14 protein-coding genes are annotated in these 17,207 nt (G+C 39.2%); 5 read left to right on the top strand and 9 right to left on the bottom strand.

What is annotated here, in order from left to right:
• Positions 1–6: 6 nt before the first annotated feature.
• The 7 genes from BUR11_RS10365 to BUR11_RS10335 form a co-directional block, all read right to left on the bottom strand.
• Positions 7–345, bottom strand: a complete 339-nt coding sequence (locus BUR11_RS10365; RefSeq protein WP_074224740.1) for a DUF59 domain-containing protein — start codon at positions 343–345, stop codon at positions 7–9.
• 3 nt (positions 346–348) lie between these two features.
• Positions 349–780, bottom strand: coding sequence for a SufE family protein (locus BUR11_RS10360; RefSeq protein ID WP_074224739.1), 432 nt, complete (start codon positions 778–780; stop codon positions 349–351).
• Positions 777–2,000: a cysteine desulfurase gene (locus BUR11_RS10355; protein ID WP_074224738.1), complete on the bottom strand. Its 1,224-nt coding sequence runs from the start codon at positions 1,998–2,000 to the stop codon at positions 777–779. The genes BUR11_RS10360 and BUR11_RS10355 overlap by 4 nt, the downstream gene beginning before the upstream one ends.
• 7 nt (positions 2,001–2,007) lie before the next feature.
• The gene (gene sufD / locus BUR11_RS10350) at positions 2,008–3,276 is read right to left on the bottom strand and encodes a Fe-S cluster assembly protein SufD (protein ID WP_074224737.1); all 1,269 of its coding nucleotides are present in this window, start codon (positions 3,274–3,276) and stop codon (positions 2,008–2,010) included.
• Between the two features lie 22 nt (positions 3,277–3,298).
• Positions 3,299–4,063, bottom strand: a complete 765-nt coding sequence (sufC, locus tag BUR11_RS10345) for a Fe-S cluster assembly ATPase SufC (protein WP_074224736.1) — start codon at positions 4,061–4,063, stop codon at positions 3,299–3,301.
• A gap of 39 nt (positions 4,064–4,102) precedes the next feature.
• Positions 4,103–5,548: a Fe-S cluster assembly protein SufB gene (sufB, locus tag BUR11_RS10340; protein ID WP_074224735.1), complete on the bottom strand. Its 1,446-nt coding sequence runs from the start codon at positions 5,546–5,548 to the stop codon at positions 4,103–4,105.
• A gap of 240 nt (positions 5,549–5,788) precedes the next feature.
• On the bottom strand, positions 5,789–6,262 hold the full coding sequence (locus BUR11_RS10335; RefSeq protein ID WP_074224734.1) for an Lrp/AsnC ligand binding domain-containing protein: 474 nt from the start codon (positions 6,260–6,262) through the stop codon (positions 5,789–5,791).
• Between the two features lie 373 nt (positions 6,263–6,635).
• Here BUR11_RS10335 and BUR11_RS10330 point away from each other — a divergent pair, with 373 nt between their 5' ends.
• The 4 genes from BUR11_RS10330 (at position 6,636) to BUR11_RS10315 (ending at position 12,725) form a co-directional block, all read left to right on the top strand.
• Entirely contained in the window at positions 6,636–7,172 is a 537-nt protein-coding gene (locus tag BUR11_RS10330) for a hypothetical protein (RefSeq protein WP_084560925.1), read from the top strand.
• A gap of 89 nt (positions 7,173–7,261) precedes the next feature.
• Positions 7,262–9,178: a M14 family metallopeptidase gene (locus BUR11_RS10325; RefSeq protein WP_074224733.1), complete on the top strand. Its 1,917-nt coding sequence runs from the start codon at positions 7,262–7,264 to the stop codon at positions 9,176–9,178.
• Positions 9,179–9,184: 6 nt separating this feature from the next.
• Positions 9,185–11,998, top strand: a complete 2,814-nt coding sequence (locus tag BUR11_RS10320; protein ID WP_074224732.1) for a S9 family peptidase — start codon at positions 9,185–9,187, stop codon at positions 11,996–11,998.
• A gap of 166 nt (positions 11,999–12,164) precedes the next feature.
• Positions 12,165–12,725: a hypothetical protein gene (locus tag BUR11_RS10315; protein WP_074224731.1), complete on the top strand. Its 561-nt coding sequence runs from the start codon at positions 12,165–12,167 to the stop codon at positions 12,723–12,725.
• Positions 12,726–12,801: 76 nt separating this feature from the next.
• Here BUR11_RS10315 and BUR11_RS10310 read toward each other — a convergent pair whose 3' ends face one another.
• Positions 12,802–13,596: a thymidylate synthase gene (locus BUR11_RS10310; RefSeq protein WP_074224730.1), complete on the bottom strand. Its 795-nt coding sequence runs from the start codon at positions 13,594–13,596 to the stop codon at positions 12,802–12,804.
• A gap of 131 nt (positions 13,597–13,727) precedes the next feature.
• On the opposite strand from BUR11_RS10310, the gene BUR11_RS10305 reads away from it, so the two are divergent.
• The gene (locus tag BUR11_RS10305; protein WP_074224729.1) at positions 13,728–15,989 is read left to right on the top strand and encodes an efflux RND transporter permease subunit; all 2,262 of its coding nucleotides are present in this window, start codon (positions 13,728–13,730) and stop codon (positions 15,987–15,989) included.
• Here BUR11_RS10305 and BUR11_RS10300 read toward each other — a convergent pair.
• Positions 15,978–17,021 (bottom strand): endonuclease/exonuclease/phosphatase family protein, encoded by a 1,044-nt coding sequence (locus BUR11_RS10300; protein ID WP_074224728.1) that lies wholly within the window; start codon positions 17,019–17,021, stop codon positions 15,978–15,980. The two genes, BUR11_RS10305 and BUR11_RS10300, sit on opposite strands and share 12 nt — an antisense overlap.
• Positions 17,022–17,207 lie beyond the last annotated feature (186 nt).

The following is a 17,207-nucleotide window of genomic DNA, read 5'->3' as shown; positions in this document are numbered from 1 at the left end:
GTCTATTTATAAAAAACCTAATTCTAATTTTGCCGCCTCAGACATCATATCTTGAGAGTAAGGCGGATCAAAAGTAAGTTCTACTTCCACATTACTAATACCTTGAATCTGCTGGATTTTATCCTTCACTTCTGAAGGAATAAATTCCGCTGAAGGACAATTCGGAGATGTCAATGTCATGAGTACATAAACATTGTTTACAGGGTATACTGTAATCTCATAAATCAGCCCCAATTCGTAAACGTCTACAGGTATTTCAGGATCATAAACCTGTTTGATAGCAGTCACTACTTTCTCCTTCAAATCTGTTATTTGTCCCACACTTGTATTGTTTTCAGTTTCCATGGATTAGGCGTTTTGTTTGGTTTGTAAGGCCAATGCGTACAATTTCATTTGTTTGATCATTGCAGCTAGCCCATTGGAACGTTGACTTCCAATTATGCCACCCATGCCTATTCGATTGATAAAATCTAAATCAGCGTCGATGATTTCCTTCGGAGTCCGGTCATTCAGCACTCTGATTAACAATGAAATCAGTCCTTTGGTTATATCTGTATTCGAATCAGCTTGGTAATGGACTTTCCCATCTTTATCATCTGCGATTAGCCAAACTTTTGATTGGCAACCCTTGATGATATTTTCTTCCACCCGTTCGTTATCAGGAAAACTTTCAAGGTTGGCACCAAGTTCCATTATATAATAAATGGTACTCTCTTTGTCATCCCCAAGGATTTCAAATTCACTGATTATTTCATTTTGAATTTCCTGAATACTGCTCATTTATTTTTTATTCTTGCGATTCTGGCAACGCCTTCGGCCAATTGTTCAATCTCTGATTTGGAATTGTAAACAGCAAATGAAGCTCTAACAGTTCCCTCGAGACCAAGTCTTTTCATTAAAGGTTGCGTGCAATGATGACCAGTTCTTACGGCAATTCCTCTTGCATCCAACATCACACCTACATCAAACGGATGCATTCCATGGATGTTAAATGATAGCACACTTACTTTTTCAGCCGCAGTACCCACGGGGATAAAGCCTTTGATCGGCAAAAGTAATTCATTGGCATAAGCCAACAAACCATCTTCATGCTCTTTAATTTGGGGTTTTCCAATTTCACGGATAAAATCCAATGCATACTTAAATGCGATGACGTCTCCGATGTTTGGAGTTCCTGCTTCAAATTTGAATGGAATATCATTGAAAGTAGTCTTTTCAAAACTTACTTCCTTGATCATTTCACCACCTCCCTGAAAAGGAGGCATAGATTCTAAAATTTCTCTTTTACCATAAAGTACCCCAAGGCCAGTAGGTCCGTATAATTTATGTGCGGATAACGCAAGGAAATCACAGTCCAATTTCTGGACATCTATTTCCAAATGACTGGTGGATTGCGCTCCATCCAAGAGGACTTTGGCACCAACGGCATGAGCCGCTTCAATCATCCGTTCTACGGGATTGATTGTTCCCAACGCATTTGAAGCGTGCACCACACTGACCAATTTGGTTTTTGGGCTGAGAAGTTTCTCAAACTCTTCAAAAAGGATTTCCCCGGCATCATTAATAGGGATTACTTTTAATATCGCTCCTTTTTCTTCGCAAAGTAGTTGCCAGGGAACAATGTTGGAATGATGCTCTAAAGTGGATATAATGATTTCATCGCCTTGATTGATGAATTTTCTTCCAAATGTGTAGGCAACTAAATTGATGCTTTCAGTGGTACCTTTTGTGAAGATAATTTCGGCGGACTCTTTGGCATTTATAAAATGCTGAACAGCCACTCTCGTATCCTCAAAATATCGGGTAGATCGATCTGCTAAGGCGTGGGCCCCTCTATGAATGTTCGCATTATCATGAAGGTAATATCCATTCAACGAGTCAATGACCGCTTTTGGCTTCTGCGTGGTGGCTGCATTGTCAAAATAGATCAAAGGCTTCCCATGTACCTCTTGATGAAGTATGGGGAACAGTTGTCTAATTTTATCAATAGGGAAACTCATTCAATCATTAGAAATTACTCCCAAGCCTATTTTGTACCAAGTTGATGCAGTACTCTCTAAAGCTGTCATTATGGATATGCTCCAATACCTCTCCGGCGAATGCATAAAGGAGTAATCCTTTCGCTTGTAATTTATCGATTCCTCTCGCTTGTAGGTAAAACAAAGCTTCCTCGTCCAGTTGACCAGTAGTACAGCCATGGGAACACTTCACATCATCTGCCCAGATTTCCAATTGTGGTTTGGTATTCACAATTGCATCTTCAGAAAGGAGGATGTTATTGTTTTGTTGGAACGCATTGGTTTTTTGAGCATCCTGTCTTACGAAGATTTTACCATTGAAAACCCCTCTGGATTGATCTGCCAAGATTCCTTTATACAATTCATTGGATTCTGCATGGGGAATGGTATGGTCCACATTGGTATGATTATCTACATGTGTTTTACCATTCAGAAGATATATTCCATACATGTTTCCTTCTGAATTACTTCCCAGGAGATTCAGGGAAAGGTTATTTCTTACCATTTCTCCGGAAAGGGAGATCGTCACAGAAGTAAATCGGGAATCCTGAAGAAGGTTTGTTTCAATATTACTTACCTCGATGGCATTCTTTCCTTCATTTTGTAGCCTGTAGTATCTAATCTGAGAGTTTAAGCCTCCTTTAATTTCTACTACTTTATTGACAAAATAAGGCTTGTCACTCTTATTGATCGTATGGGTAATAAAAGTTACCTCGGCAAAGTCACCTGCTTCAATCCACACTCTAGGAGAAATAACATCGCCCTCCTTGCTCTTATTGAAAGAAAGCAATAGAATAGGCTTTTCTACCACTTCTTTTTTGGGAATGGAAATAAAAACTCCGCCCTCGAAAGAAGCTTGATTTAAGGCAGCAAAAGGATCTTTTTCAGCCTTAGCAATACTTCCAATGGCTACATCGGATTTCTCGTGTAGGGGAGAGAAATTTAGACTTTCAGCTTCCAGGCACAGGTGTTGTTGCAAATGTCCATTGGCAAATACCAATACAGAACCTTCAAACCCTGTTGGGATACTAGCTTTCACTTCTTCGGGACTAACCTCAAAAGGCTTAGCTCCGGTAATAGAAGTAAGAGATTGCTCCAGCTTTTTGGCGATTGAAGTAAATTTATATTCTTCTGATTTGAGAGATGGAAGGCCTTGCTTGGTGAAGCAGACTTTACCTTCTTCCCTGATTTTTTCAAATCCGGCAAAAGAAGATTCCAAAAATCCTTCAAATAGATTTTCCTTAGTCAGCGTACTCATGTTTTTGGGGTTGATGCGAATATCAGACAGTTGCCTCAGAATCTACGGCTTCTTTAATCCAGTCGTAGCCTTTTTCTTCCAATTCCAAAGCCAGTTCCTTGGTGCCGGATTTTACAATTTTTCCTTTGTAAAGCACATGTACAAAATCAGGTACAATGTAGTCCAATAAACGTTGGTAGTGAGTTACAACGATGGTTGCATTATCCTTGGATTTCAGTTGGTTCACTCCATTTGAAACGATTCTTAATGCATCGATATCCAAGCCTGAATCGGTTTCATCCAAAATAGAAAGCGTAGGTTCAAGCATGGCCATTTGGAAAATTTCATTTCTTTTCTTCTCACCTCCTGAAAACCCTTCGTTCAAAGACCTGCTTAGCAGTTTTTGGTCGATTTCAACCAACTTCATCTTTTCTTTCATCATGGTCAAGAACTTCACTGCATCCAAGGCCTCCAAGCCTCTGTACTCCCTTACTTGGTTGACAGCAGTTCGAAGGAAATTAGTAGAGCTTACTCCAGGGATTTCTACAGGATATTGAAATGCAAGAAATACTCCTTCTCTAGCTCTATCTTCAGGAGCCAGATCCAACAGGTCCTTTCCTTTGAAAGATACTTCTCCTTCGGTCACCTCATATTCCTCTCTTCCAGCCAATACAGAAGCCAATGTAGATTTACCGGAACCATTTGGTCCCATAATCGCATGAACTTCACCAGCTTTAACTTCCAAATTGATACCTCTCAAAATAGGTGTTCCTTCGATGGAGGCATGCAGGTTTTTTATACTTAACATATTCGTCTTAATCTTTCAATTTCTAATTTTTAAACTCACTTACCCAACGGAACCTTCCAATGTAAGAGCAAGTAACTTTTGAGCTTCTACAGCAAATTCCATTGGCAATTGGTTCAATACCTCTTTTGCGTAACCATTGACAATCAGGGCTACTGCATCTTCTGTAGAAATTCCTCGCTGATTACAATAGAAAAGCTGATCTTCACCAATTTTTGAAGTAGTCGCCTCATGCTCCACTTTCGCAGTTGAGTTGTTGATGTCAATGTAAGGGAACGTATGAGCCCCACATCTATCACCCATCAATAGGGAGTCGCACTGTGAGAAATTTCTTGCGTTATCCGCTCTTTTCATCACTTGGACCTGTCCTCTATACGAGTTTTGGGATTTCCCTGCAGAGATACCTTTGGATACAATTCGCGATTTGGTGTTTTTACCAATGTGAATCATTTTGGTGCCAGTATCTGCTTGCTGGTAATTATTAGTAACAGCTACCGAGTAGAATTCTCCAATGGAGTTATCTCCTTTCAAAATACAAGAAGGGTATTTCCAAGTAACTGCTGAACCGGTTTCTACCTGAGTCCAAGAAATTTTAGAATGATCTCCGGCACATATCCCTCTTTTGGTCACAAAATTGTAGATACCGCCTTTTCCTTCTTTATCACCAGGGAACCAGTTCTGCACGGTGGAATATTTGACTTCTGCATTTTTGGATGCATAAATCTCCACTACGGCAGCATGCAGCTGATTTTCATCTCTTTGAGGAGCAGTACAGCCCTCTAGGTAAGAAACATAGGAATCATCTTCTGCCACGATCAACGTTCTTTCAAACTGTCCGGTATTAGCGGCATTAATTCTGAAATAAGTAGAGAGTTCCATAGGGCATCTTACCCCTTTTGGAATATAACAGAAAGAACCATCGGAAAATACTGCTGAGTTCAGTGCTGCGTAATAATTATCAGTCATTGGAACCACAGAACCCAGGTATTTTTTTACCAGGTCTGGATGTTCTTTGACGGCCTCACTGAAGGAGCAGAAAATAATACCAAGTTTAGATAAGGTACCCTTGAACGTGGTTGCCACAGAAACTGAATCCAAGACTGCGTCTACAGCGATTCCTTGAAGTTTCTTTTGCTCATTCAGGTTGATTCCTAATCTTTCATAGATCTGAAGCAATTCAGGATCCACTTCATCTAATGATTTAGGCTTATTATTTTGCTTAGGAGCCGAGTAGTATCGTAAGCTCTGAAGGTCAATTTTAGGATAGGTGACATTGGCCCAATTGGGCTCAGTCATATTTTGCCAGGTTTTGAAAGCCTTCAATCTCCATTCAAGCAACCATTGTGGTTCTTCCTTCTTGGCAGAAATCCATTGAATGATTTCTTCATTGAGTCCGATTGGGGCTTCATCCGCCTCAAAATTTACAGACCAGCCGTGTTCGTACTCTTTGGAGGTAAATTCTTCTAAAATCTGATTGTCTTTGCTCATATTAGCTAAGTTATTTAGACTAATTACATTTTAACTGCGAAGGTACAACATATAATGAAAAAATTATGTTCAGAATCATTCGAAAAATCTATGATTGATATAATAATTCAATAAAAAGGGGTGTTTTGCTTCAATTTGGCCCTATAAAAGCAAAAATAAGTGCTGAATTTTCAACACTTATTTTTTTTGAAAAGTCTCAAAAGACTGATTTTTATTTATTTAGATTTAATCCAAATAGAGTTATTTCTCTTTGTCAAAGAATTGAATGGGTCGATTAATGCTCTCCTCCAAGACGATTAATGTTTCGGTTCTGTCTATTCCTTCCACCTTTTGGATATTGTCCAAAACCAAACGCAAGTGATTGGTGTCACGACAGATGATCTTTGCAAAAATGGAATAGTTACCTGTAGTATAATAAGCACTTACTACCTCAGAAATGGTTTTTAATTTTTCAATGACATTGTCATAAAGAGAACTCTTCTCGAGATAGATTCCCAAGAATGCTGAAATGTCATATCCTAATTTTGAGAAATCTATGTTGAGTGTGGCACTTTTCACAATTCCCATATCTTCCAACTTCTTCATTCGAACGTGAACGGTACCGGATGAAACGAAAACTTTTTTGGCAATTTCCGTGTAAGGGGTCTTCGCATCTTCGTTTAATAAGGAGATGATTTTTAGGTCTATGTTGTCGATATCTAAAATTTTATCCATTTTCGGTTATTGGATTTAGATGATTGTTAATGAATGTGCCTGTAAATTAGAGGTTCTTCAAAAAATACCAAAATTTTTTTTTCAATTTGTAATTGAATGATAAATCTATTTACTTTGGGAGCTAGATGAAACAATAGTTGAATATTTGGTTTTCATCTTGAATGATCAAATTAAAATTGGTTGATTTTCGAATAGCCAAATGTTCGATCATAAAAAACTAGAAACTTTTAATCTCTAAAGTTATATTTGGGTTTATATTCTGAAAAGGGTCTTGCTGATGGCAAGACTTTTTTGTTGCTATTTTGAAATTTAAAATACAAAAAATTGCATTTGAAAGTTTTATTCATGTATTTTTGTTGAATATCTTACAACTATGCACTCAAAAGTAATTTTTCGGATTTTTTCTTCTTTGGCCCTTTTAGGACTTACGGTCCTGTTTCCATTAACCAGTGGTGAATTAAAAGCACAGAATTCCGGTGATTTCCCGGATACCAGAATCAATTACATTCAGTATAATCGATTAAGCTTTCGCAACCTGGAAGAAGAAACTCATGAAGAGGAAGGATTAAAAGCTGAAAAGTTAAAGATTGAACCTCTGACGATGATCGAGGAAAATGTTGCCCGGAATTTAAATTCACATTGGACTTGGCCTGAGTATACTTTGGATATGATAGATAGTTATTCCCCCTTTCTATTCAGGACAAAAAAATCAGCTGCTTTAGAGGAAGTAAAAGTTTTGCTTCAAATCAATTCAAAAGGGAGATTGAGTGGTTTCGAGATTTTAGGGGAGGTAGATCATGGACTTAAAGAGCGATTGGATCACATGCTTCGCAAACTTCCTGATTGCAAACCAGTACCTGGTTATGCCTATTATAATCCAGAAGTCTTTGAATTGACCATTCGAAAATAGATATCCTTCAAATAAGTCAGGCTTTTTTTTGAGCGGTTGGGTGGTTTATCCCTACTCTATTTATTTTGAGTAAAACAACCACAGACCCAATGAAAAAAACGTTACTGATTATCTGCATTGCTTTGTCCGCAAATGCATCATTTTCCCAGGTAAAATCATTTGTTCCAGACAAAATTTTTCCAGAAGAAAATTCCAAATCCAAGTTTTATACGGTTTCAGGAGAGCGGCACGGGCCTTCGTTTTTTAAAAAATTCACCTTCCCAGAAGTTCAGTATACTCCAGGAGAGCAATTGACATTTGACCAATACCACACCGTAGATGTGATGTATCATTGGTATACTACCTGGGCTGAACAATATCCGGACATCGTAGAAGTGTATGAAGTGGGAAAATCCTTTGAAGGAAGACCCATTCTTCAAATGACGATTACCAATAAGGAAACAGGGAAAGATACCGACAAGCCTGCAGCTTATTTTGAAGGAGGAAGACATTCTGGTGAAATCACCTCCAGTGAGTCTATACTTTGGCTGACCCAACACATCCTTGAGAATTATGGTACTGATCCAGAGATCACAAAACTGGTGGATACCAAGGCAATTTATCTGCGTCCCCAAAACAATCCGGATGGATCCAATCTTTACTTAAGAACAGAACAGAGAAATAGGAGCACAGTTAAACCTCATGATAATGACAGGGATGGATTGATTGACGAGGATCCGGAAGAAGACTTGGATGGAGATGGTATTATTTATCAAATGAGGAAAAAGGCGGTAACAGAAGAGGAGAAGAAAAAGGCCAATTTCATTGTTGATCCTGAAGATCCTAGTCAAAAGCTAATGAAAAGGACTTTCCCGGGGAAAGGCGAATACTTGGTGTATACCGAAGGCTATGATAATGATGGTGATGGTTCCTATAATGAAGATGGTATTGGTGGTTTGGACTTGCATAGGAATTACCCCGAAAACTGGAGGCCGGATATTGGTGGAGATTTAACAGGCCGCGGGTATACCCAATATGGAGCTGGTGAATACCCGATGAGTGAGCTGGAATCCAGGTATACCGTATTATGGATGTTGAGCCATCCAAATATCTCGGTGGTCAATTCAATGGATACGAGAGTTCCTATGCATTTGAGAGCCCCATCTACTTCTAAAGCAGAAGAAAGGATGTACCCGGAAGATTTGGAGATTTATAAGGAAATGGATGAATTAGGGTTGTCCTTCACTGCCTATCCATGGGCGGGAGATGTGTATGAAACCTATGCTACTCGATACAAAGTGAATAGCATGACTGGTGATCCCTTAAAACCAAGCCCATTGTTTGGTCACGGACCTGATTTTGGATATTTCTATTATGGGAGTATCTGGTATGGGGATGAGCTTTGGAACAATGGAGCCATGAAGGATTACAATGGAGACGGCATCTATGATGATTTTGATGGTCTAAGATGGGATGAGGAAGAAAACGGAGGCAAAGGATTTAAATCATGGACACCTTTCCAGCACCCTGTGTTGGGAGAAGTGGAAATTGGTGGATTTCACCCAAAATTCTTTGGACAAAACGGACCTACCTGGCAATTGGAAAATTGGGCCAAAAAGCAGGCCCTATTTAATCTCGCCATGGCCAAAAAGCTGCCTCAGTTGACGATATCTTCTTTGGATGTAGCCAATTTAGGAAATGGCGAATTCGAAATCACATTGAATTGGGAGAATACAGGAAGTCTGCCTGTAGCCCTGGAGCAGGCCAAATTGGTCAAAATTGTTCAGGAGGATCGAGTGTCCTTAAGCTTTGAGAAAGAATTGACCGAAGGGTATGAGCAAGCCAAGGTTAAAATCATTACTCCTGCATTGTATGATAAAACTATTTATGCAGGGTATACTGGTGTAGGGGAGAAGAAATCAGCTATGTTCAAAGTGAAAGTGGAAACATCCGAAGAAGTTTCCGGGAAAATTAGATTGTCCTCTACGAGAGGAGGGTATTTTGAGAAAGAATTTACATTAAAATAAGCAACTATGATTAAAAAAATAGTAGTGATTTGTTTCTTTTTTGTGGGCCTTATCAACCATCTGGAGGCCCAACAGAAAAGATCCTTGACGCATCAGGACTACGATGGCTGGGAAAGTCTCAGATCAGAAAAAATCACCAAGGATGGACGTTGGGTAAGCTATCAGATTTCTCCACAGGAAGGGGACGGAAGAATTGAAATTTTTCCCTTTAAAAATCCGGATAACAAATATGTCATCCCAAGAGGCACCTCCTTTAGTTTCACCGCCGACGATCAGTTCGTGGTAGGGAAAATCCTTCCTCAAGAGGATACTGTTCATTTGCTCAAAGTGAAAAAGACAAAAAAGGAGGATATGCCTACAGACAGCCTTTTCATTTATGAAATGAGCACTGGGGAAATAGAAAAATATGCCAGGGTAAAGTCCTTTGATACTCCAAGCGAAAAAGGCAGCTGGGTGGCCATTCTCTTTGAAAAAGAAAAACCTGCGAAGAAAGACCCTGCGGACTCTACCTCGAAAGCAGAAAAACCCAAAAAGACAGATGGAACGAAACTGCTTGTCCGAAGTCTTAGTGGGGATCAGTCATTTGAATTTGAACGCGTAAAGTCTTATGGGTTTGCACCAAATGGGGATTATTTTCATTTTGAGTTGGCAGAGGAAGATACCCTAGACAATGCGGCAATTCATATTTTGAACTTAGCCACAGGGGAAAGTCAGGAAATCCATCAGGGGATGACCTCTTATACCATGAATAAGTTTTCTCCCCAATCAAAGTATTTGGCATTCCTGACTTCGGATGATTCCACGAAGGCCAAAAAGCCTTATTATCAGCTGCAGCTTTTTGATATTGAAAATAAGAGTCTGAGTCAAATTGCTGATGAGCACACCGATGGTATAGTAGAAAACGGTAGGATCAGTGAAAATGGCTCGTTGAAGTTTTCTGAAGATGAATCCAGAATATTTTTTGGGACGGCTCCAGAATACATCGATTATCCGTATGAAGAGGATAGTACCATTTTGGATGACGAAAGACCAAGATTGGATATTTGGGGATGGCAGGATTCCCAGATTCAGCCTATGCAATTAAAAAGAAAATCCAGGGAGGAAAGCAGGTCTTATTTGGCCACCATGGAGTTGAATTCCGGAAAAATAGCTCAATTAGAAACTCCGGATTTACAGGATGTTTCATTGGAGAATAAAGTTACGAGAGAGGTTGGGTTAGGAACTACCAATGCTCCCTATGAAAGGAATTACAGCTGGGATATTCAAATTGGCAGGGATGTTTATTTAGTTGATTTCAAGGATGGTTCCAGAAAGCTCATTGAAAAAGATGTAAGTGGTTTCCCAAGTATTTCTCCTGGAGGGAAGTATGTTTATTGGTATGCAGGTAGAGATAGTGCATGGGTAGCTTATGATATTCAGAGTGAAGAAAAAATCAATTTAACAGCTGGTCTTGATGTGCCTTTCTATGAAGAACTCCATGATTCCCCATCTAATCCTGGAAGTTATGGTTCTAGCGGTTGGTTGGATGAGGATGAAGCTATTTTGATTAATGACCGCTATGATATCTGGAAAATTGACCCAAAAAATCCAGGGGCCGCATCCAGGATTACACTGGGAGAAGGAAGAAAGAACAAAATTGAATTTCGAGTGGAGGTTCTTGATAGAGAGGTGTTGAGTATTGACCCGGAAGAACCGTTGATCTTAAATGCTTTCCATGAAATGACCAAGGAATCAGGGTATTACTCAACAAGAATAGATGCGAAGACTGCACCTAAAAAGCTGATTTTTACTCCAAATCGTTATTATGGATTGACAAAGGCCAAAAATTCTGAGGAGGTATTGGTAAGAAAATCTACCTATGTAGAAAATCCGGATGTATATCTTACAGATTTGACCTTCCAAAATCTAACCAAAGCATCCAACCTGAATCCCCAGCAAGCCACGATTAATTGGGGTACTTCCGAATTGGTTTCTTATTTGGCCAATGACGGCACCCCACTTCAAGGGATCTTGTTCAAACCTGAAAACTTTGATCCTACTAAGAAGTATCCGATGATGGTCTATTTTTATGAAAGAAGTAGTGATGGACTATATTCCTATCGCTCACCGGCTCCTAGTGCTTCCACCATCAACATCCCCTATTTTGTAAGCAATGAATATGTCGTGTTTGTTCCGGATATCAAGTATGAGTTGGGATTACCCGGACCAAGTGCCTATAACTGTATCATTCCTGGAGTCCAGGCAGTCGTTGCAAAAGGATTTGTTGATGCAGATAATATGGCCATTCAAGGTCAGAGTTGGGGTGGATATCAAGTGGCCTATTTAATTACACAGACCAATATGTTCAAAGCTGCAGGAGCTGGAGCCCCAGTAGTCAACATGACTTCTGCCTATGGTGGGATCCGTTGGGGTACCGGTATGAGTAGGATGTTTCAGTATGAACAGACCCAGTCAAGAATTGGTGGTACTTTATGGCAGAAGCCACTTTATTACATAGAGAATTCACCTTTGTTTTTTATGGATAGAGTAGAAACCCCTGTATTGATCATGCATAATGATGAAGATGGAGCCGTTCCATGGTATCAAGGGATAGAAATGTTTATGGCATTAAAGCGATTAAGTAAACCTGCTTGGTTATTACAGTACAACGGGGAAGACCACAATTTGGTCAATCGTAGAAATCGCAAGGATTTGTCAATGAGATTAAGCCAATTCTTTGATCATTACCTGAAAGGAGCACCTGCTCCTTTGTGGATGACCGAAGGACTTCCTGCTGTAGAGAAAGGGAAAACACTCAAATATGAACTGAGTGACAATTAACTAGAAAAAGATCCGTTGATATAAAGGGTCTGGAAACATTCCAGACCCTTTTTTTTATACCTAATAAACAAGCAATTAGTTTTTAAATTACATTTTTAATGACATTAAGTGCTTTTTAATTTATATTTATGGTTAATTCTATTACCCATTTTATCATTTACTTTTCATGTACAACAAAATTAAATCCATTGTCACTGGCTACAAGATCAAAAAGCTAACCTTAGGGGAAATAGAGGTAAAGCTGGCATGTCAAAAAAAGTTTTCAACCTTAGACCCTTTAGCCCCTTTAAGAAGTATCAAGCATGAGCTTCTTAAATCCCCCATTCAATCTTTAAAACAGGTGAATTTTAAACCCTGTTGGGAAAAGAAAAATTTTTCAGTGGAGCAATTGATACCTACCCATGAAGCCACCTTTAGGGTGAATCATAACAACTACCTGGTGAAGCGATATGTGACCAAGCATCAACATCGTTCGGTGAGCATCTATGTGTACCAAGTAGACGGAGAAACCTTTGCGGTTTTCACCAGAAAATATGATTATGGTGATTTTCACCGTCAATTGGTGAACAGCTTCCTTGAAAAATATAATCTGGAGGGAAATTCAAAAACTGCTCATTGTATCAAGTCGAATGAGTACGCCATGTTTTTCAGTCATTTTGGACATTCCCATACACTCATTTGGAATAATCAAACCGAATTGGATCGGTTCCTTTCAATACTCGAATAGTGCAAAAAGCCCTTGGGAAAAAATCTTCCCAAGGGCTTTTTTAATGCGCATCAAAGAAATGTGGATTCTCAGGATGCTACACGGCCACGGCCGCTTTGATATGTGGATGGGGATCATATCCCACTAATTCAAAATCTTCTAATTTAAAAGAGAAAATGTCTTTCACTTCCGGATTGATTTTCATGGTTGGAAGTGGTCTTAGTTCTCTACTTAATTGTAATTCTGCTTGCTCAATATGATTGGAGTACAAATGTGCATCACCAAACGTATGGACAAAATCTCCCAACTTCAGGTCGCAGACCTGAGCGATCATCATAGTAAATAAGGCATAAGAGGCAATATTGAAAGGAACACCCAAAAACACATCTGCACTTCTTTGGTACAATTGGCAAGAGAGTTTCCCATCGGCTACATAGAATTGGAAGATGGTATGACAAGGTGGTAGCGCCATTTGGTCCACATCGGCAACATTCCAGGCACTGACAATATGCCTTCTACTATCCGGCTTGGTTTTGATCTGATGGATCAAATTTTTGATTTGGTCAATTTCTCCCCCTTTTCCATCAGGCCAATGTCTCCATTGATATCCATATACAGGACCTAAATCCCCATTTTCATCAGCCCATTCATCCCAAATAGAGACTTTATTTTCTTTCAAATAGCCGATGTTCGAATCCCCTCTTAAAAACCATAACAATTCCACAATGATAGATCTCAAATGTAGTTTTTTGGTAGTGACTAAAGGGAATCCTTCAGATAAATCAAAACGCATTTGATGACCAAATATACTTCTGGTTCCTGTACCGGTTCTATCGCCTTTTTGAGTTCCTTCTTCAAGGATTTTTCTCATTAAATCGTGGTATTGCTTCATGGATTTTGGGAGATTTCTTTGCCCGCAATTTAGTTAGTTCGGCCAAGAAAAGGAACAATCTTTAACAAAGATCAGAGTTATCTTGTATTATTAAGTTCTAGAGGTCTAGCGGTAAAGACTTAATTATTCAAATGTTCCATCAATCTACTTCATATATATCACTGGCTATTGGGATTTTAATTACTGTTTTGATTTTAATTTTTCCTCCTAAAATCAGCTTTAATTATGATTTTGAACAATTTTTTCCTCAAAGCAATGAAGACTTGGAGTTTTATGAAGCCTATAAAAAGAAGTTTGAAAACGACAATGACTATTTGCTGATCGCCTTTGAAAATCCCAAAGGAGATTTATTAGAAAAGCAATTTTTGGAATCCATCTGGTCTATTCAAAGCAAGGTCAAGGACTTGGAAGGAGTAGACACAGTCCTATCGATTCTGAACCTGGAAAAGCCCATCATAGGGCTATTTGGACTAAGAAAAGAAAAAGTATTGCAATGGGAAACGGAAAGCCAATTGTCGGAATCTTCTTCAGAATTAGGGATTTATAGATCTCAATTGATTTCAAAGGATGGAAAATCCCTTTTGCTATGGGTAAAGAATGCTCAAAACATCAGTAAGGAAAATGGGGACAGGCTCTATTCCGAGATCAAAGGAGTCTTTCAACAAGCTGGCATCCAACCCAAGGCCATTGCAGGTAAAATTCAAGCTCAAGGGGATTTTATCCGTTTGATGCAAAAAGAATTCGGGGTGTTTTTTGGGGCTTCCATCGTACTGATCCTTGGAATGCTTTTCTTTATTTTCAGGACATTTTGGTCCATATGGATTCCATGTGTGGTTTTGCTGGTAGGGACTCTTTGGTCTTTTGCCCTGATGCTTTATTTCGGAAAGGCACTAGATGTGATGTCCGTGATGCAACCTACCATTTTTCTGATTGTAGGCCTAAGTGCTTTAATCCATTTTATTTCACATTTGAACCAAAAAGTCCGTCAAGGCATCCAGGTAGAAAAATCGATTCAGGGAGTATTTAAAGAGCTTTTTATCCCAGTCTGGTTGACTATTTTAACCACTTCATTAGGATTTATCTCCTTATACTTCACGACCATTCCTGCATTAAAATCATTTGGGATCAGTACTGGAATAGGGGTGTTGGTCGTGTTTGGAGCATTGATTTTGTTGACCCCCGGTATTTTATATCTAAGTAGAATCCAGCCAAATCAAGGAACTGAAAAATTCATTTCCCCCAATTTTTTGAGAGGATTGTTTATTGAGGTCCTTAAAAAGAGGAAATGGATTTTGATGGGTTTCCTATTGGTCAGTCTCCTGAGCCTTTGGGGAGGATCAAAGATTCATGTGAACGGATATCTATTGGATAATCTGCCAGAAAACCATCCCATACAACAAGATGTCAACTATTTTGATGAGCAATATGGAGGGTCCAATCCATTGGAAATCTATTTAAAAGCAGGCCCTGAGGCTTCCTCCCTGATGGATTACCAGGTATTAGAGGCACTAGAAAAAGTGGAATCCAAACTAACTGAGCTTACAGGCACCGATCAATTTCTTTCCCCTTTGACGTTGGTGAAAACCATCAATCAGGCACAAAATCAAGGGAGTGCAAAAGCTTTTGTATTTCCTTCACCTGGACAATTTCAGAGAATGGGCAGGTATCTTGAAAGGGCAGGGGAGGAAATAAACTTCAAACTATTAATCAATGATCATCAGGAGGGGCGAATCAGCGGTAGGTCTCCGGATTTTGGGTCGTATAAAATGACCCAAATCCGAGAAGCGTTTGAAGAATTTGTAAGTCATGAAATTGACCCTCAATTATTGACTATTCAATGGACAGGCACTGCCTATCTGATAGATCATGGGCATCAATCTGTAACCATTCAAATGGCTAAAGGGCTAGGAGTTGCTTTTTTAGTGGTAGGCCTGATTGCGGGGATCCTTTTCAGGTCCTGGAGAATATCTTTGATTCTATTGATACCTAATGTGATCCCACTGATTTGGATGCTTGGAATGATGATTTTGCTTGGGATAGAATTTAAGTTGACCACAGCAATTCTGTTTACAGTGGCCTTTGGAATCGCCGTGGATGACAGTATTCATTTCATGACCAGGTTAAGATTTGAATTGGGGAAAGGTAAAAGTTTGATATATGCGATGAAAAGAACGGTGATGGAAACCGGAAGAGCCATCGTTTTGACCACCTTAATTTTGGTGATGGGATTTGGGTTATTAATAGCCAGTGATTTTGGAGTGACTCATTTCACCGGATTATTGATCGCAGCGTCCTTGATTGTTGCACTTTTATCAGACCTACTTCTACTTCCTGTATTATTGCTTCCCATGAAAAAAGTTTGGGAGAAAAAAGCAAAGAAATTAATCCGATGAGGTTCCGGTTGAGAAGGTAGCGGATATTGGGTAATGATCTGAATAATCCACCTCCCGATGTGTTTTAAACTCGATGGCTTTTAGATTAGGAGAGGAAAAGATGTGATCTATTCGTAAAAAGAACAAAACTTTATTATAAGTGAACCCAAAGCCTCTGCCCGCTTTTTCAAATGCATTGTCCAAATTCTCCCCAAGTTTAAAATACGTATAGGAATAGGGGATTTCATTCAAATCACCCATTAAGATAATCGGGTGGGGGCTGTTTTTTAAATGTTCCACCAATACAGCTAGTTGCTTGCTCCGTTCCAGGCTACCTCTATGAAGTTTTCCCAGCGTTTGTCGGTAGTTTTCTTTTACCCCTTCCAGATTTTCCAAACCATCCGAATCGATTCTCATGGATTCCAAATGTGCATTATATATCCTGATCGTATCGCTATCCACCAAAACATCGGCAAAAATTGCCCCGTTTGTTCCATTTTTGTCAAAGACTTTTCCTTCATGGATGATCGGGTATCTACTGAAAATCGCCAAGCCAATGGACCGTTTTTCAGGGTTTCCATCCACCGGGTGGTAGAAGGAATAAAAACCATTGTCTTTGCCCAGCAGCTTTATTGCATTTCTGGAAGCAGAGGTATAATCCTGGTAAAATTCCTGAAAAACCTTGATGTCCGCTGGATGTTCATTCAACCAAGTGAAAACATTTTGATCTATTTTGCCTTCAGCATCCCTTTTAAAGTCAAATTTATGGGCATTATAGGAAAGCACTTTAAGTCCTTGGGAATCTTCATTTTTCGGATGGAGCTGAAGAGTAATCAGGGCGAATTTGTAGCCAATCAATAGGGCTGCAAGATGAAACCAAGCCCATTTTTTCCATGATAAAAGAAAGATGAAAAATAAGAATAGGTTGACCAACCAAATGATAGGAATAAAGAAAGGTAGTAAGCCTACGTAGGGAAAATATTCGGGGGAAACATATACACTTAAAAATAAAGTCAGTGAAAGGCAAAAGATGATTCCTGAGAGGTATTTCATAGGTAAGCGAAGTGGACTTCAAATTAAATGAGTCAAAATTGAAAATCAGAATATCTGAAGGGTTTAATTTGTTTTAACAAATTCTTGGCCTTTTTCGTCTGTAATACGGTAAATTGGTTCAACTGTTGAAAAAATTAGTTGCTTGACCCTCATAGGTATGAAAATTGTCGTTTAAATTAAGATAGG

Origin of the sequence: Algoriphagus halophilus (genome assembly GCF_900129785.1) — a bacterium.
Taxonomy (GTDB): Bacteria; Bacteroidota; Bacteroidia; order Cytophagales; family Cyclobacteriaceae; genus Algoriphagus; species Algoriphagus halophilus.
Note: the sequence above shows the minus strand (reverse complement) of the source record. Positions and strands in the feature narration are given on the sequence as shown.